Origin of the sequence: Streptomyces sp. NPDC005648, assembly GCF_040605395.1 — a bacterium.
Lineage (GTDB): Bacteria > Actinomycetota > Actinomycetes > Streptomycetales > Streptomycetaceae > Streptomyces.
Genome location: NZ_JBEXCS010000049.1, coordinates 38949 through 62614 on the forward strand (window position 1 = coordinate 38949; position 23666 = coordinate 62614).

20 protein-coding genes are annotated in these 23666 nt (G+C 72.2%); 9 read left to right on the top strand and 11 right to left on the bottom strand.

Features of this window, described 5'->3' with window-relative positions; genetic code table 11:
* Positions 1-58 precede the first annotated feature (58 nt).
* The gene (locus tag ABZT17_RS26085) at positions 59-1321 is read right to left on the bottom strand and encodes a deoxyguanosinetriphosphate triphosphohydrolase (RefSeq protein ID WP_356352013.1); all 1263 of its coding nucleotides are present in this window, start codon (positions 1319-1321) and stop codon (positions 59-61) included.
* 87 nt (positions 1322-1408) lie between these two features.
* Positions 1409-2266, bottom strand: a complete 858-nt coding sequence (locus tag ABZT17_RS26090) for a sirohydrochlorin chelatase (protein ID WP_356352014.1) — start codon at positions 2264-2266, stop codon at positions 1409-1411.
* 216 nt (positions 2267-2482) lie between these two features.
* On the opposite strand from ABZT17_RS26090, the gene ABZT17_RS26095 reads away from it, so the two are divergent.
* Positions 2483-3154: an ElyC/SanA/YdcF family protein gene (locus ABZT17_RS26095; RefSeq protein WP_356352015.1), complete on the top strand. Its 672-nt coding sequence runs from the start codon at positions 2483-2485 to the stop codon at positions 3152-3154.
* A gap of 111 nt (positions 3155-3265) precedes the next feature.
* Complete coding sequence (locus ABZT17_RS26100; protein WP_356352016.1) at positions 3266-5605, top strand: molybdopterin oxidoreductase family protein; 2340 nt, start codon at positions 3266-3268, stop codon at positions 5603-5605.
* On the opposite strand, the gene ABZT17_RS26105 is transcribed toward ABZT17_RS26100, so the two are convergent.
* On the bottom strand, positions 5598-6032 hold the full coding sequence (locus tag ABZT17_RS26105) for a gamma-glutamylcyclotransferase family protein (protein ID WP_356352017.1): 435 nt from the start codon (positions 6030-6032) through the stop codon (positions 5598-5600). The genes ABZT17_RS26100 and ABZT17_RS26105 overlap by 8 nt on opposite strands.
* Positions 6033-6159: 127 nt before the next feature.
* Between ABZT17_RS26105 and ABZT17_RS26110 the strand changes: the two genes are divergently transcribed.
* Positions 6160-7824: a M4 family metallopeptidase gene (locus ABZT17_RS26110; RefSeq protein ID WP_356352018.1), complete on the top strand. Its 1665-nt coding sequence runs from the start codon at positions 6160-6162 to the stop codon at positions 7822-7824.
* An 81-nt stretch (positions 7825-7905) separates the two neighbouring features.
* Here ABZT17_RS26110 and ABZT17_RS26115 read toward each other — a convergent pair whose 3' ends face one another.
* The 4 genes from ABZT17_RS26115 to ABZT17_RS26130 all read right to left on the bottom strand — a co-directional run bounded on the left by ABZT17_RS26115 (position 7906) and on the right by ABZT17_RS26130 (position 13855).
* Positions 7906-10140 carry a glycosyltransferase family 39 protein gene (locus tag ABZT17_RS26115; protein ID WP_356352019.1) on the bottom strand — a complete coding sequence of 745 codons (2235 nt, stop codon included), beginning with the start codon at positions 10138-10140 and terminating at the stop codon, positions 7906-7908.
* Between the two features lie 174 nt (positions 10141-10314).
* Positions 10315-11259: a fumarylacetoacetate hydrolase family protein gene (locus ABZT17_RS26120; RefSeq protein WP_356352020.1), complete on the bottom strand. Its 945-nt coding sequence runs from the start codon at positions 11257-11259 to the stop codon at positions 10315-10317.
* Complete coding sequence (locus ABZT17_RS26125; RefSeq protein WP_356352021.1) at positions 11256-12857, bottom strand: MFS transporter; 1602 nt, start codon at positions 12855-12857, stop codon at positions 11256-11258. The genes ABZT17_RS26120 and ABZT17_RS26125 overlap by 4 nt, the downstream gene beginning before the upstream one ends.
* A 59-nt stretch (positions 12858-12916) precedes the next feature.
* Positions 12917-13855 carry an MBL fold metallo-hydrolase gene (locus tag ABZT17_RS26130; RefSeq protein ID WP_356352022.1) on the bottom strand — a complete coding sequence of 313 codons (939 nt, stop codon included), beginning with the start codon at positions 13853-13855 and terminating at the stop codon, positions 12917-12919.
* A 141-nt stretch (positions 13856-13996) separates the two neighbouring features.
* Here ABZT17_RS26130 and ABZT17_RS26135 point away from each other — a divergent pair, with 141 nt between their 5' ends.
* The 3 genes from ABZT17_RS26135 to ABZT17_RS26145 all read left to right on the top strand — a co-directional run bounded on the left by ABZT17_RS26135 (position 13997) and on the right by ABZT17_RS26145 (position 16188).
* Entirely contained in the window at positions 13997-14644 is a 648-nt protein-coding gene (locus ABZT17_RS26135; protein ID WP_356352023.1) for a TetR/AcrR family transcriptional regulator, read from the top strand.
* A 246-nt stretch (positions 14645-14890) separates the two neighbouring features.
* Positions 14891-15415 carry a hypothetical protein gene (locus ABZT17_RS26140; protein WP_356352024.1) on the top strand — a complete coding sequence of 175 codons (525 nt, stop codon included), beginning with the start codon at positions 14891-14893 and terminating at the stop codon, positions 15413-15415.
* Between the two features lie 149 nt (positions 15416-15564).
* Positions 15565-16188, top strand: a complete 624-nt coding sequence (locus ABZT17_RS26145; protein ID WP_356352025.1) for a class F sortase — start codon at positions 15565-15567, stop codon at positions 16186-16188.
* Here ABZT17_RS26145 and cpt read toward each other — a convergent pair.
* Genes cpt through ABZT17_RS26165 form a run of 4 tightly spaced genes read right to left on the bottom strand, consistent with a single transcriptional unit; the run spans position 16169 to position 19195 of the window.
* Entirely contained in the window at positions 16169-16702 is a 534-nt protein-coding gene (gene cpt, locus ABZT17_RS26150; protein WP_356352026.1) for a chloramphenicol phosphotransferase CPT, read from the bottom strand. The two genes, ABZT17_RS26145 and cpt, sit on opposite strands and share 20 nt — an antisense overlap.
* Before the next feature lie 44 nt (positions 16703-16746).
* Positions 16747-17400 (bottom strand): response regulator transcription factor, encoded by a 654-nt coding sequence (locus ABZT17_RS26155; RefSeq protein ID WP_356352027.1) that lies wholly within the window; start codon positions 17398-17400, stop codon positions 16747-16749.
* 32 nt (positions 17401-17432) lie between these two features.
* On the bottom strand, positions 17433-18668 hold the full coding sequence (locus ABZT17_RS26160) for a sensor domain-containing protein (protein ID WP_356352028.1): 1236 nt from the start codon (positions 18666-18668) through the stop codon (positions 17433-17435).
* 5 nt (positions 18669-18673) lie between these two features.
* Positions 18674-19195 carry a hypothetical protein gene (locus ABZT17_RS26165; protein WP_356352029.1) on the bottom strand — a complete coding sequence of 174 codons (522 nt, stop codon included), beginning with the start codon at positions 19193-19195 and terminating at the stop codon, positions 18674-18676.
* Between the two features lie 259 nt (positions 19196-19454).
* Here ABZT17_RS26165 and ABZT17_RS26170 point away from each other — a divergent pair, with 259 nt between their 5' ends.
* Genes ABZT17_RS26170 through nirD form a run of 3 tightly spaced genes read left to right on the top strand, consistent with a single transcriptional unit; the run spans position 19455 to position 23616 of the window.
* On the top strand, positions 19455-20672 hold the full coding sequence (locus ABZT17_RS26170; RefSeq protein WP_356352030.1) for an FAD-dependent oxidoreductase: 1218 nt from the start codon (positions 19455-19457) through the stop codon (positions 20670-20672).
* The gene (gene nirB, locus ABZT17_RS26175; protein WP_356352031.1) at positions 20672-23269 is read left to right on the top strand and encodes a nitrite reductase large subunit NirB; all 2598 of its coding nucleotides are present in this window, start codon (positions 20672-20674) and stop codon (positions 23267-23269) included. Before ABZT17_RS26170 ends, nirB begins: the two co-directional genes overlap by 1 nt.
* Positions 23266-23616 carry a nitrite reductase small subunit NirD gene (gene nirD / locus ABZT17_RS26180; protein WP_356352032.1) on the top strand — a complete coding sequence of 117 codons (351 nt, stop codon included), beginning with the start codon at positions 23266-23268 and terminating at the stop codon, positions 23614-23616. Before nirB ends, nirD begins: the two co-directional genes overlap by 4 nt.
* Positions 23617-23666 lie beyond the last annotated feature (50 nt).

The window sequence follows — 23666 nt, forward strand, 5'->3', positions numbered from 1 at the left end:
GGCCCGATCAGGCCACGGAGTGTCACATTCGGGCTCATTTCTCGTCACCCGCGCCCCCTCAGTCTCTCGTCTGCCCCGTCAACCCGGCGTGAAGCGAGCGGGCCGAGGCGTCGGTGAGGGACGCGATCTGGTCGACGATCACCCGCTTGCGCGCGCGGTCGTCCGGGGCCTGGTCGAACAGGGCGCGGAACTGGGGGTCCAGACCGTCCGGGGCGCGGGCGGTGAGGGCCTCGGCGAGTTCGGCGACGACGACGCGCTGGTCGGCTCGGAGCCGCTCCTGCTCGGCACGCTGCATCACATAGCGGTCGGCGACGGCCTTGAGGACCGCGCACTCCAGCCGGGTCTCCTTCGGTACGACGAGTTCGGCGCCGTATCTGGTGAGGCGGCCGGTGCCGTACGCGGCGCGCGTGGCGGACTCGGCGGCGAGGGCGAAGCGGCCGATGAGCTGACTGGTGGCGTCCTTGAGGCGGGCCTGGGCGACGGCCGTCCCGTCGTAGCCGTGCGGCCACCACTCCTGGTCCTGGAGCCGGTCGAGGGCCGCGGCGAGTTCCGCCGGGTCGGTGTCCCCGGGCACGTATCTGCCGAGGGCGACCTCGAAGACCGCTCGGCGCTCCGGCTCCGCGTGCAGATGGCCGGGGTCGACATGGCCCGCGTGCAGGCCGTCCTCGACGTCGTGGACCGAGTACGCCACGTCGTCCGACCAGTCCATGACCTGGGCCTCGAAGGTGGTGCGGGTGGCGGGGGCTTCCTTGCGGAGCCAGTCGAAGACGGGGCGGTCGTCCTCATAGACGCCGAACTTGGGGGAGGCCGGGTCGGTGGGGTGGGCGCCCCTGGGCCAGGGGTACTTGGTGGCGGCGTCGAGGGAGGCGCGGGTGAGGTTGAGGCCCACGGAGCCCTCCGGGGTGAACCGCTTGGGCTCGATGCGGGTGAGCAGCCTCAGGGACTGTGCGTTGCCCTCGAAGCCGCCGCAGTCCTGGGCGAATTCGTTGAGGGCCTGCTCGCCGTTGTGACCGAACGGGGGGTGGCCGAGGTCGTGGGAGAGACAGGCGGCCTCCACCAGGTCGGGGTCGCAGCCGAGGGCCGCGCCGAGTTCCCTTCCGACCTGGGCGCATTCCAGGGAGTGGGTGAGGCGGGTGCGGGGGCTGGCGTCCCAGGCGGTGACGCTGCGCTCGCCGGGCGGGACGACCTGGGTCTTGCCGGCCAGCCTTCTGAGCGCGGAGGAGTGCAGTACGCGGGCGCGGTCACGCTGGAAGGCGGTGCGGCCGGGGCGTTTGTCGGGTTCTGGGGCCCAGCGTTCTGTTGAGTGCGCGTCGTACGACATGTCTCGACAGTAAGGGCAAGGACTGACAATCCGCCGACGCGTCCGCCGGGTTCCGTCGTACGGCTGTCCGGCTATACGGCCGTCCGGCTATACGGCCAGTGCGCGGTGGGCGGGGCCTGCCGTGCCGTTCAGGTCGGACATCCGACCCCGTGTCGACAGGGACTGGTCGTAACGGTGGAGGAGGAGCTCGGCCATCGCCGGGTGGGTGCCCAGGGGGGCCGAGGCGATCCAGGGGGCCGCCTGCGCGCACTCCGTCGCGAAGCGGCCCGGGGCCGTGAAGTACGAGGCGACGGCCACCCGGTCCCGGCCCCGCGCCGTCAGGGCCTCGATCGCGTCCGGGACCGTCGGGGCGGCCGTCGTCGCGTAGGCGGGGACCACCGGGACGCCCAGGCGCTCGGAGAGCAGATGGGCCGTGCGGTTGGTGTCGAGCTTGGACTCCGGGTCCCGGGAGCCCGCCGCGGCGAGGACCACCGCGCTTCTGCCGCGGGTGGGCTCGTCCATGCGGGTGCGCCAGCCGGCCTCGACCAGACGGGCGTGGAGGGCGTCCACGATCAGGGGGTGGGGACCCAGGGCGCCGGCCACGCGGGCGCGGACCCGGGACCCGGCCGCCATCTCGGGGATGTCCCGCTTGATGTGGTAGCCGCGGCTGAGCAGGAGCGGGACCAGGACCGCCTCCTGGGTGCCCAGGGCGGCCAGGGTGTCGGGGAGCAGGGGCTCGTTCAGTTCGATGTGGCCCAGGTGGACCGGGAGGCCGGGGCGCCGCTCGCGGACCTTGTCCAGAAGCGCGCGGACCGTGCCGAGGGCGCGGGGGTCGCGGCTGCCGTGGGCCACGACCACCAGGGCGGGCGGGCCGGGGCGGCGCCTGCCGTTCAGGGAGATCAGGCTGAGCTGGCTGGCGAGCTGGCTGCCGATCTGGCTCATGAGGTGCGCCGTACTGTCCGTCATGCACCGATCCTGGCGGCGGGAGGTTGCCGCCCCGTTGCATGGGAATGACGGGCTTTTTCCGGCGGTTCACGGTGGGGTGGGTGGGGTTTGTGAGGTGGCGTGACCTGCGCTTTCCTCGTCCGGAGTGAGTCTGCTCACGTAGGGTGTGCCGAACCGTGGGGGCCGACGGGACGTCTCTGACTGTCGAACACACGGGCCACAGAGGGGGGACGTCCGATGCGCAGACCGCGTCTGCCACGCACGCGTACCGGGCAGCGGCGGCTGGTGCAGGCGGTGATGGCCGTGTGCGTGCTGGCGCTGCTTCCGGCCTCCTGGATGTACGTGGTGACGGCCGGCCTGCTGCGTACGACGGCCGACGCGCCCCGCGCCGACGTCGCCGTGGTCTTCGGGGCCGGCCTGTGGGACGGGGAGCCGTCGCCGTATCTCGCCCACCGGCTCGACGCCGCCGCCCTGCTGTACCGCGAGGGGCGCGTCAAGGTCGTCCTCGTGACGGGGGACAACAGCCGCAAGGACTACGACGAGCCCGACGCCATGCGCACCTATCTGACGCGGCACGGGGTGCCGGGCCGGCGGATCGTCAGCGACTACGCCGGGTTCGACACCTGGGACTCGTGTGTCCGGGCCAGGAAGATCTTCGGTGTCGACCGGGCCGTGCTGATCAGCCAGGGCTTCCACATCCGGCGGGCGGTGGCGCTGTGCGAGGCGGCCGGTGTCTCCTCGTACGGGGTCGCGGTGTCGGACAAGCACGACATCACCTGGTACTACGGCGGTACCCGCGAGATCTTCGCGGCCGGCAAGGCGGCGCTGGACGCCCTGTTCCAGCCCGACCCCCAGTTCCTCGGCCCCAGGGAACCCGGGGTGGGCAAGGCGCTCGCCGACGCCCGGTGAGACGCGGAGCGCGGCCCTCACCGCCCGTCGGGTCCGGTCGGGAGGCCGTCGTCTTGGCCGCGTAACAAGGAGCCGCCCCGCACGTAACACGCCGGAAGCACGCTGAAGGGCATGCAGAACTCCGTGACGCCCACGCACTGCCCCTACTGCGCCCTGCAGTGCGGGATGAACCTGACGCCCGCACCGGACGGCACGGTCGAGGTGAGTGAGCGCGCGGACTTCCCGGTGAACCGGGGCGCGCTGTGCGGCAAGGGCCGTACGGCGCCGGCCGTGCTCTCGTCCCGGGTGCGCCTGACCTCCCCGTTGGTGCGCTCCGAGGGAGAGCTGACGCCCGCCACCTGGGACGAGGCACTGGACCGGATCGCCGAGGGCCTGGCCCGGACGCATACGGAGCACGGCCCGGACGCGGTCGGCGTCTTCGGCGGTGGCGGCCTCACCAACGAGAAGGCGTACACGCTCGGCAAGTTCGCGCGGGTCGTCCTCGGCACCTCGCAGATCGACTACAACGGGCGCTTCTGCATGTCGTCGGCCGCAGCGGCCGGCACGAAGGCGTTCGGCCTTGACCGGGGGCTGCCGTTCCCGCTGGAGGACATCCCGAGGACGGGCTGTGTGATCCTGGTCGGCTCCAACCTCGCGGAGACCATGCCGCCGTCCCTGCGGTTCTTCACCGAGCTCAAGGAGAACGGCGGCACGCTGATCGTCGTCGACCCGCGGCGGACGCGGACGGCCGAGCAGGCCGATCTGCATCTAGCCCCCAGGCCGGGGACCGACCTGGCGCTCGCGCTGGGTCTGCTGCACCTGGTCGTCGCCGAGGGCCGGGTCGACGAGGAGTACGTGGCCGCGCGGACGGCCGGTTGGGAGGACGCGCGGGCGGCCGCGATGGCGCACTGGCCGGAGTACGTGGAGCGGATCACGGGGGTGTCCGTGCCTCAACTCCGGGAAGCCGTCAGGCTGTTCTGCGAGCCGGAGCACGCGATGGTGCTCACCGCGCGCGGGCCCGAGCAGCAGTCCAAGGGCACCGACACCGTGGGCGCGTGGATCAACCTGTGTCTGGCGACGGGACGCGCGGGACGGCCGCTGAGCGGTTACGGCTGTCTGACCGGGCAGGGCAACGGACAGGGCGGGCGCGAACACGGCCAGAAGGCCGACCAGTTGCCCGGCTACCGCAAGCTGGACGATCCGGCGGCGCGGCGGCATGTGGCCGAGGTGTGGGGCGTGGACCCGGACTCGCTCCCCGGGCCGGGGCGCAGCGCGTACGAGCTGCTGGACGCCCTGGGTTCGGACATCAGGTCCCTGCTGCTGATGGGGTCCAACCCGGTCGTCTCGGCGCCGCGTGCCGCGCACATCGAGGAGCGGTTCAAGTCCCTTGATTTCCTCGCCGTCTGCGATGTCGTGCTGTCGGAGACGGCGGCGCTGGCGGACGTCGTGCTGCCCGTCACCCAGTGGGCGGAGGAGACCGGCACGACGACGAGCCTGGAAGGCAGGGTGCTGCTGCGGCGTCGCGCGATCACCGCTCCCGCGGGCGTCCGCAGCGACCTGGAGGTGATGCACGAACTGGCCGACCGGCTCGGTGTGGAGAAGGGCTTCCCGACCGATCCCGAGGAGGTCTTCGAGGAGCTGCGCAGGGCGAGCGCGGGCGGCCCGGCCGACTACTCGGGGATCACCTACCGCAGACTGGCGGAGGAGAACGGGGTGTTCTGGCCGTGTCCGGCGGACGCGGGCGCGGGCGCGGCAGCAGGCGCGGACACGGCGGCAAGCGCGGAGGCGGACGCGGGCGGTGGCGCGGACGCGTGCGCGGCAGCAGGCGCGGAGGCGGCGGCAAGCGCGGAGGCGGACGCGGACACGGCGGCAAGTGCGGACGCGGCGGACGGCGCGGAGGCCTCGGTGGCCGCACCCGGCTCTCCGGACACACTCGGCTCTCCGGACACACCTGGCTCTCCGAGCACGCTCGGCGACGGCTCCGCGGCCCGGGACGGCTCCGCGGGCGGCCACCCCGGCACCCCCCGCCTCTTCCTCGACCGTTTCGCCACCCCCGACGGCCGGGCCCGCTTCGTCGCCGTCTCGCACCGGGCGTCCGCCGAGGAACCGGACGACGAGTACCCGGTGCTGCTGACCACCGGTCGGGTCGTCGCCCAGTACCAGTCCGGTGCCCAGACCCGCCGGGTGGACGAGCTGAACGCCGCGGCGCCGGGCCCGTTCGTGGAGCTGCACCCGCGGCTCGCCGCGCGGCTCGGGGCGGCGGAGGGCGACCCGGTGGCGGTGGTGTCCCGCCGGGGACGGGCCGTGGCACCGGCCCGCATCACCACCTCGATCCGCCCGGACACCGTCTTCATGCCCTTCCACTGGCCGGGCGAGGGCCGCGCCAACACCCTCACCAACCCGGCGCTCGACCCCACCTCGCGGATGCCGGAGTTCAAGACGTGCGCGGTGCGGCTGGAGACGCTCACCTGATCCGCCAGTCGCCGCTCTCGATCAGCTTCCCGCGGGCGCGCAGACGCGCGGCGACGGCGGGGGCGGCGACGTACACCCAGGCGCGTACGGTCATGCCCGTGCCCTCGGCCGTGCCGTCCCCGGCGGGGATCACCTCGCGCTCGACCCGCTCGTAGAGGTTGCGCGGGTCCCCGGGGGCGTAGTCCTCCAGCCGGTCGAGGGCGACCAGCAACTCCTCGTACCGTTCGGGCAGGGCGGTGACGAGGTCGCCGTGCACCAGTCCGCCCGGCTCCTTCACGGCCCAGGGGTAACCGGGGCCGTCGTAGAGGACGGAACCGGTCAGGCGGCCCGGTTCCTCGGTGCGGGTGCGGCCGCGGAGGAAGAGGGCGTGGTTGGGCTCACCGGGGCGGAGGGTGCCGTAGACGAAGAAGGGCAGCTGGGGAGTCACAAAAACGATTCTCTCTCCACACACACCTCCCCATCCGCGGTCTTTACGCCCGGCTGTCATGCCCTCTTAAATCTTGGTCAACGTCAGGCCCGTCCCCACGCGCGCCCGCGCCCAATTGAGGAGACCGATGAGTCGGATACGGCTGCACCCGAGCACCGCCCGAAGGTCCCGTCGTCTCGCCGCCGCCACCGGCGTCGCCGCCACCACCGCCGCCCTGCTGGCGTCCGCCCTCTCCCCCGCCGCCGTGGCGGCCGACCGGCCGTCCAGGTCCTCCGCGCTCGAGAACGCGGCCTCCGCCCTCCTCGCACACGCGGCGAGCCTCGGCCTCACCCCGGCCGAGGGCACGTCGGTCCGGGACGTGATCGTCGACCGCGACGGCACACAGCATGTCCGCTACGACCGTACCTACCGCCAACTTCCGGTCCTGGGCGGTGACTTCGTGGTCCACCTGGCGAAGGACGGCTCGTACCGCTCCGCGAACCGGGCGACGTCGGGGGAGATCTCCCTCGCCTCGATCGTCCCCTCCATATCGGCCCCCAAGGCCGCCGACCTCGCGGCGAACGCCCTGCGGGCGGTGAACCTCGGCGAGACCCTGAGAAAGCTGACGGCCAGGCCCCAGTTGGTCGTCGACGCCCTGCACGGCACCCCGAAGCTCGCCTGGCGAACCCAGGCGACGGCCCAGGACACACTGGGCAACCCGGTCGCACGGACCGTGCTCACGGACGCGAGGACCGGCCGGCAGATCGACGCGTGGGACGACATCGAGACGGCGACCGGCGACGGCAAGTCGCTGTACAGCGGCACGGTTCCGCTGGAGACCACCCTGTCCGGGTCGACGTACCAGCTCAAGGACCCCACGCGCGGCGGCACTTACACGGGCGACGCCGCCAACAAGACCGACCTGTGCTTCCTGACGAGCATCTGCATCAGCCGCGCCCCGTCCACGGTCTTCACCGACACCGACAACCACTGGGGTTCCGGGGCGGCCTCGGACCGTTCGACCGTGGCCGTGGACGCCCAGTACGGCACGGACGTCACCTGGGACTTCTACAAGAACACCTTCGGCCGCAACGGCATCGGCAACGACGGCAAGGGCTCCTACAACCGCGTCCACTACGGCAACGCCTACAACAACGCCTTCTGGGACGACAGTTGCTTCTGCATGACGTACGGCGACGGCGACGGGACGAGCCTCGGACCGCTGGTGTCGCTGGACGTGGCCGGCCATGAGATGACACACGGCGTGACGTCCAAGACGGCCGCCCTCACCTACTCGGGCGAGTCCGGCGGCCTCAACGAGGCGACCTCCGACATTCTCGGAACGCTCGTGGAGTTCTACGCCGACAACCCCTCGGACCCCGGGGACTACCTGATCGGCGAGAAGATCGTCCGCTCCGGCTTCGGCCGTGACGCGCTCCGCTACATGGACAAGCCCTCCAAGGACGGCAACTCCGCCGACTACTGGAGCTCCTCGGTGGGCAACCTGGACGTCCACTACTCGTCGGGCGTCGCCAACCACTTCGCCTACCTGCTGGCCGAGGGAAGCGGCGCGAAGACCGTCAACGGCGTCAGCTACAACTCCCCCACGTACAACGGCTCCACGCTCACCGGGATCGGGCGGGAGAAGCTGGGCCGGATCTGGTACCGGGCCCTGACCGTCTACATGACGTCGTCGACGAACTACGCGGGAGCGCGCGCGGCGACGCTCAACGCCGCCAAGGACCTGTACGGGGCGGGCAGTACGGAGTACAACGCGGTGGCCGCGGCCTGGAGTGCGGTGAATGTGAACTGAGGGGCGCGGTGCATGTGAACTGAGCACGGATGTAGGGGTGTCGGGCCGGCCGGCCGGCGGTCGAGTCGGCCGGCCCTGCGGTCATGTCGCAGGGGTGCAGCGGTACAGCACCTGGGTGGCGGCCGTCACGGTCCCTCCCGCGGCCGCCGCTGTGTCCGTGCCGCCGTAGGCCGACGCCGGGACGCGGGTGCAGGCGGACTCGACCCACCGGGTGATCCGCGCGGTGGTCGTCGTACCGGAGCCCGTGCCGCCGCCCGCCCCGCCGGACCGGAAGCCGCCCCTACCGCGACCGCCGCCCACCAGCACGTACCGCAGCCTGCCCGTGTCGACGAGCTGCCGGAACTGCGGCTCCGTGGGGAACGGCACCCGGCCGCTGAAGCCGCCGAGCGGCAGGACATGGGCGCCGGCGGCGAGGATGAACGGGGACGCGCTGTTCCAGCCGGTGGTGGCGAAGGTGTACGAGGCCGAGCCCTGGTGCGCGGTGGTGTAGGCGAGCAACTTCCGCTGGACCGTGGTGAGTCCACCGTCCGAACCGATACCGCCGAAGCCACCCGCGCCACCTGTACCGCGGACACCGCCGAAGCCGCCGAAGCCGCCCGCTCCGGCGCGGCTGCCGTCCCTGCCGGCTCCGCCGCCCCAGCGCGGTCTGCCGGTCCGGCCGCCCGCCGAGGTGAACGGCGACGACGACCTCGACGCCCCGGCCGCCGCGAACGCCGCACGTCCGCCGTTCGTGGCGGACGGGCCGACCGCTCCCATGCCGGTATCGCGGTAGTCGGGACTGAACACCTGCGCCGCCCACGCGCCCGGCGCGATCAGCACCGCCGCCAGGGCCGCCGCCGGCCCGGCCAGGGCGAACCTTCGTCCCGACGGCACCCGGGCTCGGCCACCGGGGCGGGCCAGGGCCAGCAGGACCACGGCGACCGCACCGAGCACCCCCACCGCGGGCGCCAGCCACGGCAGGAACGAGGGGAACTCCCCCGCGAGACGGACGTCCCACACCGCCGTGGCCGCCACCGCGGCCGGCAGCGCCCAGGCCCGTCGGCCCCTCGCCCGGTAGGCGCGCCACATCAGTACGGTGCCGCCGCCCGTGAGCGCTGCCAGCGGTACGGCGATCACGCCCATGTAGTAGGTGTGGCCGCCGACGCTGCCCGCGCTGAAGACCAGGAAGAACGTGGCCAACCAGGTGCCCCAGAGCAGGAATCCGGCCCGGACGCCGTCGGTGCGCGGTCGTCCCCGGCGCCACAGCAGGCCGCAGACGACGGAGACGGCGGCGAAGGGGTACAGCCAGCCGGTCTGCGAGGCGAGCGACGCGCCGAACATCTTCGACCAGCCGTCCTGGCCACCCGCACCGAAGCCGGCACGGCGGGTGACGGTACCGGTACTGGCGCCCGCGCCCGTGAAGCCATATCGGCCGGCCGGGCCTCCCGCAGGGCTTCCCGCCCCGCCGCCTCCCCGCCCGCCCTGGGTCGCGCTCACGCTGCCCGTGGAGGCGGCGCTGATGCCGAGCGAGGAGAAGCGGTTCAGGAAGTTGTAGCCGATCACCATGCTGAACGCGGAGTTGTTGGTGGTGCCATCCACATAGGGCCGGTACTTGGCCGGGGTGAAGGTGACGGCGAGCATCCAGGACAGCGAGACGGCGGTCATCACCGCGGCGGACACCCCCAGATGCACCAGCCGCCGGCGCAACGCGATCGGCGCCGACAGCAGGTACACCAGGGCGAGGGCGGGCAGTACCGCCCACGCCTCCAGCATCTTGCTCTGGAAACCGACGCCGACCCATACTCCGGCGAGCACCAGGGTCCGCAGCCGGCCCTCCCTGGCGGCCCGCTGGGTCGCTTCGGCGGCGAGCAGCACGCACAGCGTGAAGGCCGGGTCCTCCACCGCCGTACGGAACAGCCCCACGGCGACCGGCGTCACCAGGAACGCCACGTCGGCGACGAGCGCGGCCTCGATCCCCGCCCAGCGGCGTACCAGGCGATGCAGCACGAGCAGGCTCGCCACGCCCTCGAGGACCTGGGGGAGGACCAGCGCCCACGCGTGAAATCCGAAGATCCGGGCGGACAACGCCTGCGGCCAGAGGAATCCGGGAAATTTATCGAGCGTGATGGAATTACCGGGGTCGAAAGAACCGAAGAAGAACGCCTTCCAGCTCTCCGTCATACTGCGCACGGCATTGGCGTAGAACGTGTGGTACTGGCTGTGGTCGATGCCCCAGGTGTAGAGCACGGCGGCGAGCACGACGATGACCAGCATCGCGGGGCGGGCGTACGCGGGCTGGTGCTGGGGCGCGGTCGCATCATGGACGGTCGTGGCCATGCACAGCAGTGTTCGGCACGATTCGGGCCCGGCGTCGCTTCACGGCCCGCTTCAAGGGAATTCTCATCGTCCCCAGAACAGCCCTTTAAAGACCACGGCAGGAATTTCAACCTGTGAAGAGGCTTTCATTACCGGGTCTTCAAAGTTGAGCGTACCGGCGGGCGAACTCCTTGGTCATCGCCTGCGGCGGGCAGGTGGCAGAGGCACCGGGGCGACGCCCTCGACGACGGTGTTGCTGATGGTGCCGATGCCCTCCACCGTCATGGTGACGCTGTCGCCGGGGACGAGCGGCGGGGGTTCCAGGACGCCGCCTCGGCCCCAGAGTTCGGCCAGGCAGCCGCCGTTGCCGCAGGTGCCGGAGCCCAGGACGTCGCCGGGGCGGATCCAGGTGCCGCGGGAGGCGTAGGCGGCCATCTCCTCGAACGTCCAAGCCATGTTGGCCAGTCGGTCCTGGCCGACCGACTTCCCGTTGACGGCGACGGTGAGGGCGAGGTCGAGGAAACCGTCGGCGTCACGGTGGGGTTCGAGTTCGTCGGCGGTGACGAGCCAGGGGCCGAGGGTGGTGGAGGTGTCCTTGCCCTTGGCCGGGCCCAGTTTGACCCTCATCTCGCGGCCCTGGAGGTCGCGGGCGGACCAGTCGCCCAGGATCGTGTAGCCGAGGATGTGGTCACGCGCCCGCTCGGGCGTCAGATCCCGGCCCGCCTTGCCGATGACGGCCGCGACTTCCAGCTCGAAGTCGAAGCGCCCGCAGCCCGGCGGTACCGGCACGTCGTCGTGGGCGCCGATCATCGCGTACGGGTTGGTGAAGTAGAACGCGGGCGCGGCGTACCACTCCTCGGGGACGGTGTCGCCGTATCCCCGGGCGACGCCCGCGACATGGCTCTCGAAGGTCATGTAGTCGCGAACGGTGGGCGGCTGCAGCGGGGGCAGCAGCCGCGCGTCGGCGAGGGGCACGGGCAGGGAGGCGTGCAGGGCTCGTTCTCCCGCACCGCGCAGAGCCTCCTCGCCCGCCACGATCAGGTCCAGGAGGTCGACGGGGTGTTCGAAGGGGTGGAGCTGGTCGTCGGCGACGACTCCCGACTGCCGCTTCCCGTCGTGGACGAAGCTTGCGACCTTCACGCCGCGCTCCTCTCCGCCTCGGCCGGCCCGGTGCCGCCGCGTCGGAAGCCGACGAAGACGGCGGCGATCACAGCGGCGGTCACGCAGGCGGCGGCGGTGAGGATCAGCCCGTTGTTGTAGCCGCTTGCCAGCGCGTGCTCGGTGAGCGGGGCGAGCTTGGCGCTCAGCGGGCCCAGGTCGGCACTGTGCAGGGCGAGCGGGCCGCCCTCGTGCAGGACGGCGGAGGCGATGCCGTGCTCCTTGGGGGTGAGGCCCGCGTCGGAGAGGCTGCCGGTGAGCCGGCGCGTGGCCATGCCGAGGGCGACGGCGCCGACGACGGCCGGGCCGAGGGTCTGACCGAGGTCGCGGACCAGGCTGGTGGTGGCGCCGGCCATGCCGGTCAGGGCGGGCGGTACGACGTTGACGGCGGCCGCGGTCAGGGCGGCGACGACCAGGCCGAAACCGACACCGTTGAGCACCAGCGGCCCGAGCAGGGGCACCAGGCCGCTTTCGTGGATCGGCACCGCCCGCAGCCACAGTTGCGCGCCGGCCAGCGAGACGAATCCGGTCACGAGCATGGGGCCGGGGCCCACGCGGTGCAGCAGCCGGACCAGCAGCGGCCAGATGAGCGGGGTGACGCCCTGGATGACCAGGAAGGGCACCGCGGCCTGGAAGGGACTTCGGTGCTGGATGACGCCTAGGCGGATGCTCAGGTCGTACGCGCCGCCGAGGAAGCCGAACATGCCGATCACCGCCATCGCGGCCGACGCGGCGAAGGCCGTATTGCGGAACAGCTCCAGGCGCAGCATCGGGGCCGCGCCGCGGTTCTCCACCGTCACGAACGCGACGATGAACACGGCGAAGGCGACGAAAGAGGCGACGACGGGTGCCGAGCCCCAGCCGTCCGAGGGGCCCTGGATGATGCCGTACAGCAGGGCGAGCATGGCCACGGCGATGGTGATCTGGCCAGGCCGGTCGAGTGAGCGGCCCTGGGGGGCGCTGGACTCGGCAGCCAGCAGCCAGGCACCCACCGCGGTGATCACGGCGAGCACGCCGGTCACACCGAACGCCCACTGGAAGGAGGCGTGTTCGACGATCCCGCCGGACATCAGCGGGGCGAGGAAGGCACCCAGCGACAAGGCCGTGGTCCAGGAGGCCAGGCCCTTGGCTCGCGCGGCCGGTGTCGGCGTGATCGCGGTGATCATCGACAGGGATGCGGGGAAGAGCGCGGCGGCTCCGACGCCGGAGATCGCCTGCCCGGTGATCAGCTGGGCTGCCGAGTGGGAGGTGGCGGACACCAGGTAGCCGACGGCGGACAGCAGCGCCGCGCCGACCAGCAGTTTCCTGCGGCCGTACAGGTCGCCCACGACGCCGAAGGTCAGCGCGAATACGGCGGCGGGCACCAGGAAGGCGTCACTGATCCAGGTCAGTTCTCCACCGGACGTCTGGAGGGTGCGCTGTATGACGCCGTTGATCGCGGCGGGCAGGACCAGCCCGATCTGGGCCAGGCAGACGGCCAGACAGCCGGCGATGATCGTGCCGGTGTGGCGCGCCGTGGCGGCCGGTGCGACAGCGGACGGCGGGGCGGCAGGTGGGTCGTAGGCAGGGGTGGAGACCATGTCTCCTCCTTGGAGGGTTGGCGGGACGTACGGCCCGAGAGGGATGGTGGGAAGCGCTGTCAGACGCGGGGGCGGAGCTCGGCCATGCAGCCGAACAGTCCGGGGCCGTCGAGCGGGCGCAGTGCGGGGTCTAGCTCCCGGTAGACGGTGTGCACGTTCACGGCCAGGCGTTCGCTCTCGTCCAGGTCGGCGAAGCGGCCGAGGCGGATGTCGCGGGCCGCGTCCATGGCGGGCATGCCGGCGGTGAAGCGGGCGGTGGCCTGCTCGTGGACGTATTCGAGGTAGTCGCGGATCTCGCGGACGGCCTGTTTGGTGGTGACCGGGCCATGGCCGGGTACGACGATGTCGGCGTCGAGGCCCAGCAGCAGGTCGCAGGCGGCGAGCCAGCGGGCGAAGGGACCGTGCCAGACGACCGGCGCCGCCCCGGCGAAGACGATGTCGCCGGTGTAGACGGTCCGGGCCCGCGGCACGTGGACGATCGTGTCGCCCGCGCTGTGCGCGGGGCCCACGTCGATGAGGCGGACCTCCGTCCCGCCGATGTCGAGGGCGGTCTCGCCGTCGAAGACGCGGTTCGGGAGGACGGGTTCGATGTCGGTGTGGTCGAAGCGGCCGAAGATCCGGCGGGCGAAGTGCCCGGCAGGGCTGTCCATGCCGGTCAGCGCCCGCATCTCCGCGGGGCCCACCTGCCGCATGTCCGCCACGGACCCGCGGGCCGCGATGATCTCGGCGTGGGACAGGAGCTGGTTGCCGAACCAGTGGTCGCCGTTGCCGTGGGTGTTGACCACGGTGGAGATCGGTGCCCGGGCGGTCAGCGGCGCCAGCGCGTCCAGCATGGTCTTGGTCAGCCGCAGGTCGTAGAGGGTGTCGACGAGCAGTGACGCGCCCCGGCCGGTGATCAGCCCGGCGTTGCTCATGCCCCATCCGACATCGCCCGCGATCCAGGCGTAACAGCCGTGTCCGAGCTCGATACGGCCCGTCCGGGATGTCACGGAAGCCACGTTGCCTCCTCGTCGGAGTCCCGCGATCAACAGCGCGAGACTTCCATCCACTGGTGGACTTGAGTCCAACAATGGAGAGGAATCTAGATAGATGCCGGGAAGGCGTCAAGAGTCGTGCGGCCCTGTGTTGTACTGGGGGCCATGAAGATCCGGGACGCGGCAGCCGCCTCCGAGGGTGGCGCGGCCGTGGGGCGCCAGGAGCGCAGGCGTCGGAAGCTGCACGACCAGCTGTATGACACGGCGGTCGGTCTCTTCGTCGCCCAGGGATACGAGGCGACCACCATGGAGCAGATCGCCGCGGCCGCCGATGTCGCCCGGGCCACCGTCTTCAACCACTTCACGCAGAAGGTCGGCTTCCTCGAGGAATGGGGAGTCCGCCGCCGCGCCCGCGTCGCTGAGATCCTCGGAGCGGAGCACGCCGAGGACCTGCCGGTCGGCGACCGGCTGCGCCGCTACCTGAAGGAGATGGGCGACCTCAACGTCGCCTCCCGCGCGGAGACCACCGTCCTGATGGACGCCTCAGCGCGTTACGGGTACCTCCTTCAGGACCCGTCCCTGGACATCGAACTCGCCAGGATCGTCGAGCGAGGGCGGCAACGCGGGGAGACCAGGGCAGGCGTCGACTGCGACCAGGCCGGCCAACTGCTGGCCGCCTGCTACTTCTCGACGATCCTGCGCTGGATCCGCGAGGAACCGGCCCCGTTCGACCTGCACGAGCGCCTCGCCGGGGCGCTCGACATCATCCTGCTGGGCCTTCTTGCCGACGAGGCACATGCCGGGGAACCCTGACGGTTCCCCTCACCGCCGCCCGGCGTCACCCGTTCACCCCCGCGCCCTCCGTCCTTCGGGTGCTCTTGCAACCGGACCTCGCCACACGGCGGTGACCTGCTGAAACATCCTCGAATCGGCTCACCCTTCCGCCCTTCTGACACCCATTCACCCCATTTCTGACACACGCTCAGGAAGCGCGCTCGGCTCGCTGCGACTTACCTCGGAAGGGCAAGGGGACATCAGTGAGAGCTCGAGGGAGCACCGATGCGACGTACCGCCCGTCTGCTCGCGGGTACCGCGCTCGCCGTCGCAGCCGCGGGGTTCCTGGCCGCGCCCGCGTACGGCGAGTCGGACGGCGGCGGTCTGGAGGTGTACCCGTCCTCGGTCGTGCCGGGCGGTCAGGTCACCGTGAACACCTCGGCGTGCGGCGACGGCGGTACGGCGGCCGGCGACGCGAGCGCGGTGGGCGCGGGCGCCTTCACACTGGCGCCGACCACGCACGCGGGTGACGCGATCGGGCAGTTCCGGGTGCCGCCCAGCGCGCAGCAGGGGACGTACGAGATCGACGCGACCTGCGCCGAGGGCGGCCGGGAGGTCTCCGGCGACCTGGTGGTGACACTGACCGCGGCGCGCGGGCAGGTGCAGCCCCGGGGAAGTGTGAAGACGGGGGTCGGCGGCGTGATGGGCCCCGACCCCGTGCAGACCGCGGCCGGTGTGGCGGCTCTCGCCGTCGCCGCCGCGGGCGGTACCTGGCTCCTGCATCGCCGGGCGAGAGGCGACGGGATCTGACGGACACCCTCCGCTGTCCGTCCGCCGGTACCGCATGTCCCTCCCCCTCCGGGTCCGACGCCCCTCGCGGCCCGGAGGGGGACCGGGCCGACCCCGGGACGCCGTCCGCTCCCGGATCCCGTCGGCCCCCGGATCCCTGGGAGGCTCGCGTGCGCAGAGTCAGCAATGCCGCCATAGGCGCCGTCACGGTGGCCGCCCTGTGCAGCGGCGCGTGGCTGCTGCGCAGCGGCGCCGAGACCCACGCACCGCCGCAGCCCTCCGCCGCGCAGGCTCGCTCGGCCGCACACGCCGACGTCCGGTCCGCGCCCGCGCTGCCGCCCTCACCGCCCGACCGCATCCGCATCCCCTCGATCCATGTGGACGCCCCCCTCATGGGCCTCGCCCTCACCTCCACCGGCAGCCTCGACGTGCCGCCCGCGGCGAAGAGGAACCTCGCCGGCTGGTACGAGGCCGGCACCACGCCCGGGGAGACGGGAACGGCCGTGGTCGCCGGGCATGTCGACAACGCCGACGGCCCCGCCGTCTTCTACGATCTCGGCGCCCTGAGGAGGGGCAGCCGTATCGAGGTGGACCGACGGGACGGCAGCGTCGCCGTGTTCGGTGTGGACGCGGTGGAGGTGTACGACGCCCGGCGCTTCCCGGACCAGAAGGTGTACGGCGCGGCGGACCGGCCCGAGCTACGGGTCATCACCTGCGGTGGCGGGTACTCCCGTTCGACCGGCTACCAGGGCAACCTGGTCGTGTTCGCGCACCTCACGGGCAGCCGTCGCTGACCGCCCGCGCGACGGTCCGCGCGCAGTCCGCGGGCTCGGTGTGCGTGGTGTCGACCACCAGGTCGTACTCCACGCCCCGGTGGACCAGTTCCGCCTGCTTCCGTGCCATGCCGGGCGGCCGGTCGCCCCGTCCCCTCTCCCGCTCGGCCGCCACGGCGGGCTCGCAGCGCACGCCGACCCACAGCACGTCCAGACCGGCCAGCGACTTCCGCCACCGCTGCTGGGAGTCCGGTCCGCCGAGGAAGACGTCGTCGATCAGCGCGGGAGCACCCGCCCGCACGGTCGCCGCGACACCCTCCCGCCAGGCCGCCTCCAACCTGCTGAACTCCGGCCCCACATGGACGTCTCCGTCGTCCGAGACCAGCGCGTCCCGCATCGGCACGGGCAGCAGCTCGACGAACCCGTCGATCGAGAAGGCCAGCCACGGCTCGGGCAGCACCGTCTGCAGGGCGCGCACAAGGCTCGACTTGCCCGAGCTGGAACCGCCGTTGAGCACGATCACCTGAGTCGTCATCAGGGCACCGTAGCCCGGGACGGTCTGCTGCCCGTAGGCGGTGTTCACGACGCCTTCGTGCTCTCCAGGTACCGCAGCACCGCCAGCACCCGCCGGTGTCCCTCCTGCGACGGTGGCAGATCGAGCTTGGCGAAGATGTTGGCGATGTGCTTCTCGACCGCCCGCTCGGTGACGGTGAACGTCGTCGCGATGGTGTGGTTGGCGCGGCCTTCGGCCATCAGGGCGAGGACCTCGCGCTCGCGGGGCGTCAGCCGGTCCAGGGCGGTCGTACGGCGGCTCGCCCCGAAGAGCTGGGCGACCACCTCGGGGTCGAGCGCGGTGCCGCCGGCCGCGATCCGCTCCAGCGCGCCCACGAACTCGCCGATGTCGGCGACCCGTTCCTTGAGGAGGTAGCCGAACCCCGAGGGGTCGGCGAGCAGACGGGAGGCGTGGGCCGTCTCGACGTACTGGGAGAAGAGCAGGATCCCGGTGCCGGGGTGCTCGGCACGCAGACGCAGGGCGGCCCGCACGCCCTCGTCGGTCTGGGTGGGCGGCAGGCGGATGTCCACGACGGCCACGTCCGGGGCGTGTTCGGCGACGGCGGTGAGGAGGGCCTCCGCGTCCGGCACGGCGGCCGCCACCTCGACGTCCCGCAGCTGGAGGAGCTGGGCCAGTCCGTCGCGGAGCAGGGCCGAGTCCTCGGCGATGACGACACGCATGGCACTCCCGTTCCGGCCGGTGGCCGCCCCTGTCACAGGGGCAGCCCGACGGTGACCACCGTAGGGCCTCCGGGCGGGCTGACGCAGGTGAGCGTGCCGTCGACGGTACGGACACGGGCGAGCAGACCGGTGAGCCCGGAGCCGGCCCCGACGACCGCGCCGCCCCGGCCGTCGTCGGTGACGCGGAGGCGGAGGAGCCCGTCGTGGGTGTCCACGTCGACGGTGACGGCCGACGCCCCGCTGTGCTTGGCCGCGTTGGCGAGGAGTTCGGCGGCGCAGAAGTAGGCGATGGACTCGACGGCGGGGGTCGGCCGGGCGGGGACGTCGGTGGTGAGGGTGACGGGGAGGGCGCTGTCGGCCGCGAGGGTGGTCAGGGCGGCGGGAAGGCCCTCGTCGAGTACGGGGGGATGGATGCCCTTGACCAGGGCGCGCAGGTCGGTGATGGCCTGGGTGGCGTTGGTCTGGGCGGTGTCGACGACGGTGAGCAGCCGGGACGCGTCCGCACCGGAGCCGATCAGCTCGCGGATCATGGTGAGGTGCATGGCGACGCCGACCAGCCGGGCCTGGGTGCCGTCGTGAAGATCGCGTTCGATACGGCGCAGGGTGGCGACGGCGTCCTCGACGGCCTGGGCGCGGGTCTCCTCCAGGGTGCGGATACGGCGATCGGCGGCGCTGGGACCGAGCAGCGCCGTCAGCAGGGCGCGGTGGGGGGTGAGCGCGTGCCGCAGGAGCCGGGGCGCGACGGCGAGAAGCAGCAGCCCGAGGAGGAACGGGATCAGCGTGTACGGCCCCGTGTCGGCCTGCCGGCCGAAGAACTCCAGGGAGTCGAGGGACCCGAGCAGCGGATGGAGGGTGAACAGGACGCCGTAGACGTATCCGACGAACACCGCGATGTACGGCAGAACAGCGGTGAACGGGGTCAGCAGGGCCGATGCAACGGCCCGCCACCCGGCCCGCTCCCCCAGCACCGCCCGCCGCCACCCGAGGACTCCGCTCCCGCGCGGCGGCACCGGCTCCCCGATCTCCACCCCGAGCAGCCGCCGGGCCAGCCCGCGCTGCACCGCCCCGAGCGCCGACGCTCCCCGCACCGTCCCGGCCACCAGCCACAACCCGAGGGTGGTGACGGAGAGCAGCCCGCCGAACGCGAGCCCCGCCACCGTCAGGAAGCACCCGAGGAGCGCGAGCGGGAAGGCGATCACGCCGTAGAGCAGCGCGGCCAGGGCGTGGGGGCCGAAGGAGGCGGAGAGGAGGAGCCGGAGGCGTTTCACGACGGTCAACGTAGAACAGTCCCGGGACTCAGCAGCCGCCGCGCCACTCGCGTCTGCACGGCCGCCAGGCCCCGTCCCACCCACGGCATCAGCAGCAGGAAGCCCAGGCCGCCGAGGATCGCGTGGAACGCCCATGCCCCGGCGAAGGTGGGCCCGCCCCACGCGTGGGAGTAGTCGGAGCCGGCGCGCAGCGGCCAGGCGAGGTTCATCGGCACGATCAGCCAGCCGTAGAGGGTGACGAGGGCCGTCAGCAGGTTGAGCGGGGTCGCGACGAGGGCGTGCAGGAGCCCCGAGCGCGGGCCGTCGGCCATCTCCGTGTCTCGCAGCAGCCGCCGTACCAGTGCCCGCTGCCGGCGGCCGGTCGGCGCCCCCAGCAGAGCCAGTGGGACGCACGCCACAGTCACCGGGAAGGCGATCACGGCGTATGCGAAACGGCGCCAGGTGCCCGCGGTGAACGGCTCGCGGACGATGCGCCACAGCCATGCGGCGGCGGTGTCGTGAACCGGGATGTTCCGGGCGGTGTCCATGGTGCTTCTCCCTGGGCGTGAGCCGGTGTGAACTGGTGAAACCGGATGTCACCAGCCTCGCCGCGCACCCGGTCGTACACGATGGTGCCTGCACGGGGACCCGGGGTTCGGTTCACCCCACCCCGGCCGATCTCACACCACACCCCCGGCGCGTTCTCCGAACCCTCACACCCCGTTCGCGCTACCGAAGAGGGCAGCGTTCCTCGCGGGAAACAGAGGTGATGCTGCCGGGTAACACCCGCATCGCACGCTCCTGGACATGACCTCGAATACGCGTGTGGTGGTGATCGGCGCCGGCCTCGCGGGCGTCCGGCTCGCCCGGCGGCTCGGCGAGCGCGGCACGCCCGTGACGCTGATCGGCGACGAGGAGCACCGCCCGTACAACCGGGTGCTCCTGGCCGAGGTGCTGGCCGGGCGGTACCAGCCCGAGGTGATCGCGCTGCCCGCGCCCGCGGAACTGACCCGCGGCCAGGTCACGGGCATCGACCGCGAGGTGCGAGCCGTACACCTCGCGGACGGCTCGAAGATCGCATACGACACACTGGTCCTGGCCACCGGCTCGAACCCCGTACTCCCGCCCCTGCGCGGCCTGTTCACCAAGGACCGTGTGCTGCCCGAGGGTGTGCACGCGTTCCGGACGATGGACGACTGCCTGGGGCTCTCCAAGGCCGTACGGCCGGGGGTGCGGGCGGTCGTCATCGGCGGCGGGCTGCTCGGGGTCTCCGCGGCCCGCGCGCTCGCCCGGCGCGGCGCGCAGGTGGTGCTGGCCCAGCAGGGCGAGCGCCTGATGGAGCGCCAGCTCGACCCGAGCGCCTCCAAGCTCGTGAAGCGGCATCTGGGGGACCTCGGCGTCGAGATCCACACCGAGACCCGGGTCCGTGACGTGCGCTGCGTCGGCGGCGCGGTCCGCTCGGTCGAGATGCACGACGGGTACGCGCTCGACGCGGACCTGGTGGTGCTGGCCTGCGGGGTCCACCCCCGGGTGGGTCTCGCCCGGGTCGCCGGCCTCGACGTACGCAAGGGGATCGTCGTCGACGACGAACTCCGCACCTCCGACCCGTACATACGGGCGATCGGCGACTGCGCGCAGCACGACGGCACCGTGTACGGGCTCGCCACTCCGGCGCTCGAACAGGCCGACGTGCTGGCCGAGTCGCTCGCCGGACGGGCGAACGCCCGTTACACCGGCACCCGTTCACTGACCCGGCTCACCCTCGACGGGCCGGACTCCCCCTTCGACCTCGCCGCGTTCGGCGAGACGGAGCCGCGTCCCGGGGACGACGTCGTCCAGCTGGCGGACGCCACCCGCGGTACCTACCGCAAGGTCGTCGTCCGTGACGACCGCCTGGTCGGCGGGGTCCTCGTCGGCGAACTCGGCACCGTCGGCGCGCTCGCCCGCGCCTGGGAGGGAGCGGAGCCGCTCCCCTCCGACGGCGGCCCCCTGCTCCACCTGCTCACCAACGATGGAGGCTCCTGATGTCCACCGGCACCCCCACGATCGTGCTCGTCGGCCATGGCATGGTCGGCCAGCGCTTCCTCGAAGCGCTCGCCGAGCGCGGCCTGACCGCCACGCACCGCGTGGTGGTGCTGTGCGAGGAGCCACGTCCCGCCTACGACCGCGTGGCGCTCACCTCGTACTTCTCGGGCAGGACACCCGAGGAACTGTCCATGACGGACATGGAGTTCATCGACGGCCACGGCATCGAGCTCTACGTCGGCGACCCGGCCGAGACCGTCGACCGCGAGGCGAGGCGGGTCACCGCGAAGTCGGGCCGGGTCTTCGAGTACGACACCCTCGTCCTCGCCACCGGCTCCTTCCCCTTCGTGCCGCCCGTCCCCAACAAGGACGCGCGGGGCTGCTTCGTCTACCGCACCATCGAGGACCTGCTGGCGATCGAGGAGTACGCCAAGACCCGTACGACCGGCGCGGTGGTCGGCGGCGGTCTGCTCGGCCTGGAGGCCGCGGATGCGCTCAAGGGCCTCGGACTCACCTCCCACATCGTGGAGTTCGCGCCGCGGCTGATGCCGGTGCAGGTCGACGAGGGCGGCGGCGCGGCCCTGCTGCGGACCATCGAGGAGATGGGCCTGACCGTCCACACGGGTGTCGGCACGCAGGAGATCGTGGTCGGCGAGGACGGTGCCGTGACCGGCATGAAGCTGTCCGACGGCTCCGAACTCGCCACGGACATGGTGGTGTTCAGTGCCGGAGTCCGGCCGAGGGACCAGCTCGCCCGGGACTGCGGCCTGTCGGTCGGTGAGCGCGGTGGCATCGCCGTCGACGAGCAGTGCCGTACGGTCCTGGACCCGCGTGTCTTCGCGATCGGCGAGTGCGCGCTGGCCGCCGACGGCCGGGTGTACGGCCTGGTGGCCCCCGGTTACGAGCAGGCGGAGACGGCCGCGGCCACCATCGCCGCCGACGAGGCGTCGTTCACGGGCGCCGACCTCTCGACCAAGCTGAAGCTGCTCGGTGTCGACGTCGCCTCCTTCGGTGACGCGCACGGCACCACCGAGGACTGCCTGGACGTCGTCTACTCCGACTCCCGCGCCGGTCTGTACAAGAAGCTGGTCATCGGCCGCGACGGCACGCTGCTCGGCGGCATCCTGGTCGGCGACGCGGAGGCCTACGGCACGCTGAAGGCCTTCACCGGTTCCGTCCCGCCGGTCAGGCCCGAGTCGCTCGTACTGCCCGCCGGTGCCGGTGAGTCGGTCCAGCTCGGCCCCACCGCGCTGCCGGACGACGCGATCATCTGCTCCTGCAACAACGTCCGCAAGGGCACGATCCGCGGGGCGGTCACCGAGCACAGCTGCACCACCGTGCCCGAGGTGAAGAAGTGCACCAAGGCCGGTACCACGTGCGGCAGTTGCGTGAAGGTGCTCGGCCAGCTGGTCACCGCCGAGCTGGAGGCGTCCGGCGTCGAGGTCGACAAGGGCCTGTGCGGCTGCTTCTCCCAGACCCGCGAGGAGCTCTACGAGATCGTCCTCGCCCTGCGCGTCAACACCTACCAGGACCTCCTCGACCGCTACGGCCGCGACGGCGCCAGGGGCGGCGACGGCTGCGAGGTCTGCAAGCCGGCGGTCGGCTCCATCATCGCCTCCCTCGCCCCGACGATCGGCGCGAGCGGCTATGTCCTGGACGGCGAGCAGGCGGCCCTCCAGGACAGCAACGACCACTTCCTGGCCAACCTCCAGAAGAACGGCTCGTACTCGGTCGTCCCGCGCATCCCCGGCGGTGAGATCACCCCCGAGGGCCTGATCACGATCGGTGAGATCGCCCGCGACTTCGGCCTCTACACGAAGATCACCGGCGGCCAGCGGATCGACATGTTCGGCGCCCGGGTCGAACAACTCCCCCTGATCTGGATGCGGTTGGTGGACGCCGGCTTCGAGTCCGGCCACGCCTACGGCAAGGCGCTGCGCACGGTGAAGTCCTGCGTCGGCTCCACCTGGTGCCGCTACGGCGTCCAGGACTCGGTCCGTATGGCGATCGACCTGGAGCTGCGCTACCGGGGCCTGCGCTCCCCGCACAAGCTGAAGTCGGCGGTGTCGGGCTGCGCCCGCGAGTGCGCGGAGGCCCAGTCGAAGGACTTCGGCGTCATCGCCACCGCGGGCGGGTGGAACCTCTACGTCGGCGGCAACGGCGGCGCCACCCCGCGCCACGCGGACCTGCTGGCCCAGGACCTCACGGACGCCGAACTGATCAAGCTGATCGACCGGTTCCTGATGTTCTACATCCGCACGGCGGACCGTCTGGAGCGCACCTCCACCTGGCTGGAGCGCGTCCCCGGCGGCCTGGACCATGTCCGGGACGTGGTGGTGGAGGACTCCCTCGGCATCTGCGAGGAACTGGAGTCCCTGATGGCGGCGCATGTGGCGAACTACGCCGACGAGTGGGCGACCACCATCAACAACCCCGACAAGCTCGCCCGGTTCGTGTCCTTCGTGAACGCCCCCGACACCCCCGACCCGGTCGTCGGCTTCGTGCCGGAACGCGACCAGATGAAGCCCGACCTGCCGCTGCTCTCCATCGGCATGCGCCCCGCTCAAGACGTCCTGGAAGGAAGCGCCCAGCGATGACCCTGGCACCCGAGACGACCGATCTGAAGGTCCAACTGCAGCTCGAGGACGGCTGGTTGACGGTCTGCGACCTCACCCAGCTGCTCCCCGGCCGAGGCGTGGCGGCGCTGCTGCCCGACGGCCGCCAGGCGGCCCTGTTCCGCGACCGCAACGGCACCCTGTACGCCATCGACAACCGCGACCCCTTCGGCGGCGCGGCGGTCCTCTCCCGCGGCCTCACCGGCACCCACCAGGGCCGCCCGTTCGTCGCCTCGCCCCTGCTGAAGCAGCGGTTCGACCTGGAGAGCGGGCAGTGCCTGGACGACGAGACGGTGCGGGTGGCGACGTACGAGGTGCGGGCGGCGTAGGGGGGGAGGGGGCGCGCGCCGCGGAGTCGCCGCCGCGGGAGCCGTGGCGA

Excerpts from the sequence above, each read along its gene's own strand:
- ABZT17_RS26085 (WP_356352013.1), bottom strand. The coding sequence starts at position 1,321 with ATGTCGTACGACGCGCACTCAACAGAACGCTGGGCCCCAGAACCCGAC.
- ABZT17_RS26090 (WP_356352014.1), bottom strand. The coding sequence starts at position 2,266 with ATGACGGACAGTACGGCGCACCTCATGAGCCAGATCGGCAGCCAGCTC.
- ABZT17_RS26095 (WP_356352015.1), top strand. The coding sequence starts at position 2,483 with ATGCGCAGACCGCGTCTGCCACGCACGCGTACCGGGCAGCGGCGGCTG.
- ABZT17_RS26100 (WP_356352016.1), top strand. The coding sequence starts at position 3,266 with ATGCAGAACTCCGTGACGCCCACGCACTGCCCCTACTGCGCCCTGCAG.
- ABZT17_RS26110 (WP_356352018.1), top strand. The coding sequence starts at position 6,160 with ATGAGTCGGATACGGCTGCACCCGAGCACCGCCCGAAGGTCCCGTCGT.
- ABZT17_RS26115 (WP_356352019.1), bottom strand. The coding sequence starts at position 10,140 with ATGGCCACGACCGTCCATGATGCGACCGCGCCCCAGCACCAGCCCGCG.
- ABZT17_RS26125 (WP_356352021.1), bottom strand. The coding sequence starts at position 12,857 with ATGGTCTCCACCCCTGCCTACGACCCACCTGCCGCCCCGCCGTCCGCT.
- ABZT17_RS26135 (WP_356352023.1), top strand. The coding sequence starts at position 13,997 with ATGAAGATCCGGGACGCGGCAGCCGCCTCCGAGGGTGGCGCGGCCGTG.
- ABZT17_RS26140 (WP_356352024.1), top strand. The coding sequence starts at position 14,891 with ATGCGACGTACCGCCCGTCTGCTCGCGGGTACCGCGCTCGCCGTCGCA.
- cpt (WP_356352026.1), bottom strand. The coding sequence starts at position 16,702 with ATGACGACTCAGGTGATCGTGCTCAACGGCGGTTCCAGCTCGGGCAAG.
- ABZT17_RS26155 (WP_356352027.1), bottom strand. The coding sequence starts at position 17,400 with ATGCGTGTCGTCATCGCCGAGGACTCGGCCCTGCTCCGCGACGGACTG.
- ABZT17_RS26165 (WP_356352029.1), bottom strand. The coding sequence starts at position 19,195 with ATGGACACCGCCCGGAACATCCCGGTTCACGACACCGCCGCCGCATGG.
- ABZT17_RS26170 (WP_356352030.1), top strand. The coding sequence starts at position 19,455 with ATGACCTCGAATACGCGTGTGGTGGTGATCGGCGCCGGCCTCGCGGGC.
- nirB (WP_356352031.1), top strand. The coding sequence starts at position 20,672 with ATGTCCACCGGCACCCCCACGATCGTGCTCGTCGGCCATGGCATGGTC.
- nirD (WP_356352032.1), top strand. The coding sequence starts at position 23,266 with ATGACCCTGGCACCCGAGACGACCGATCTGAAGGTCCAACTGCAGCTC.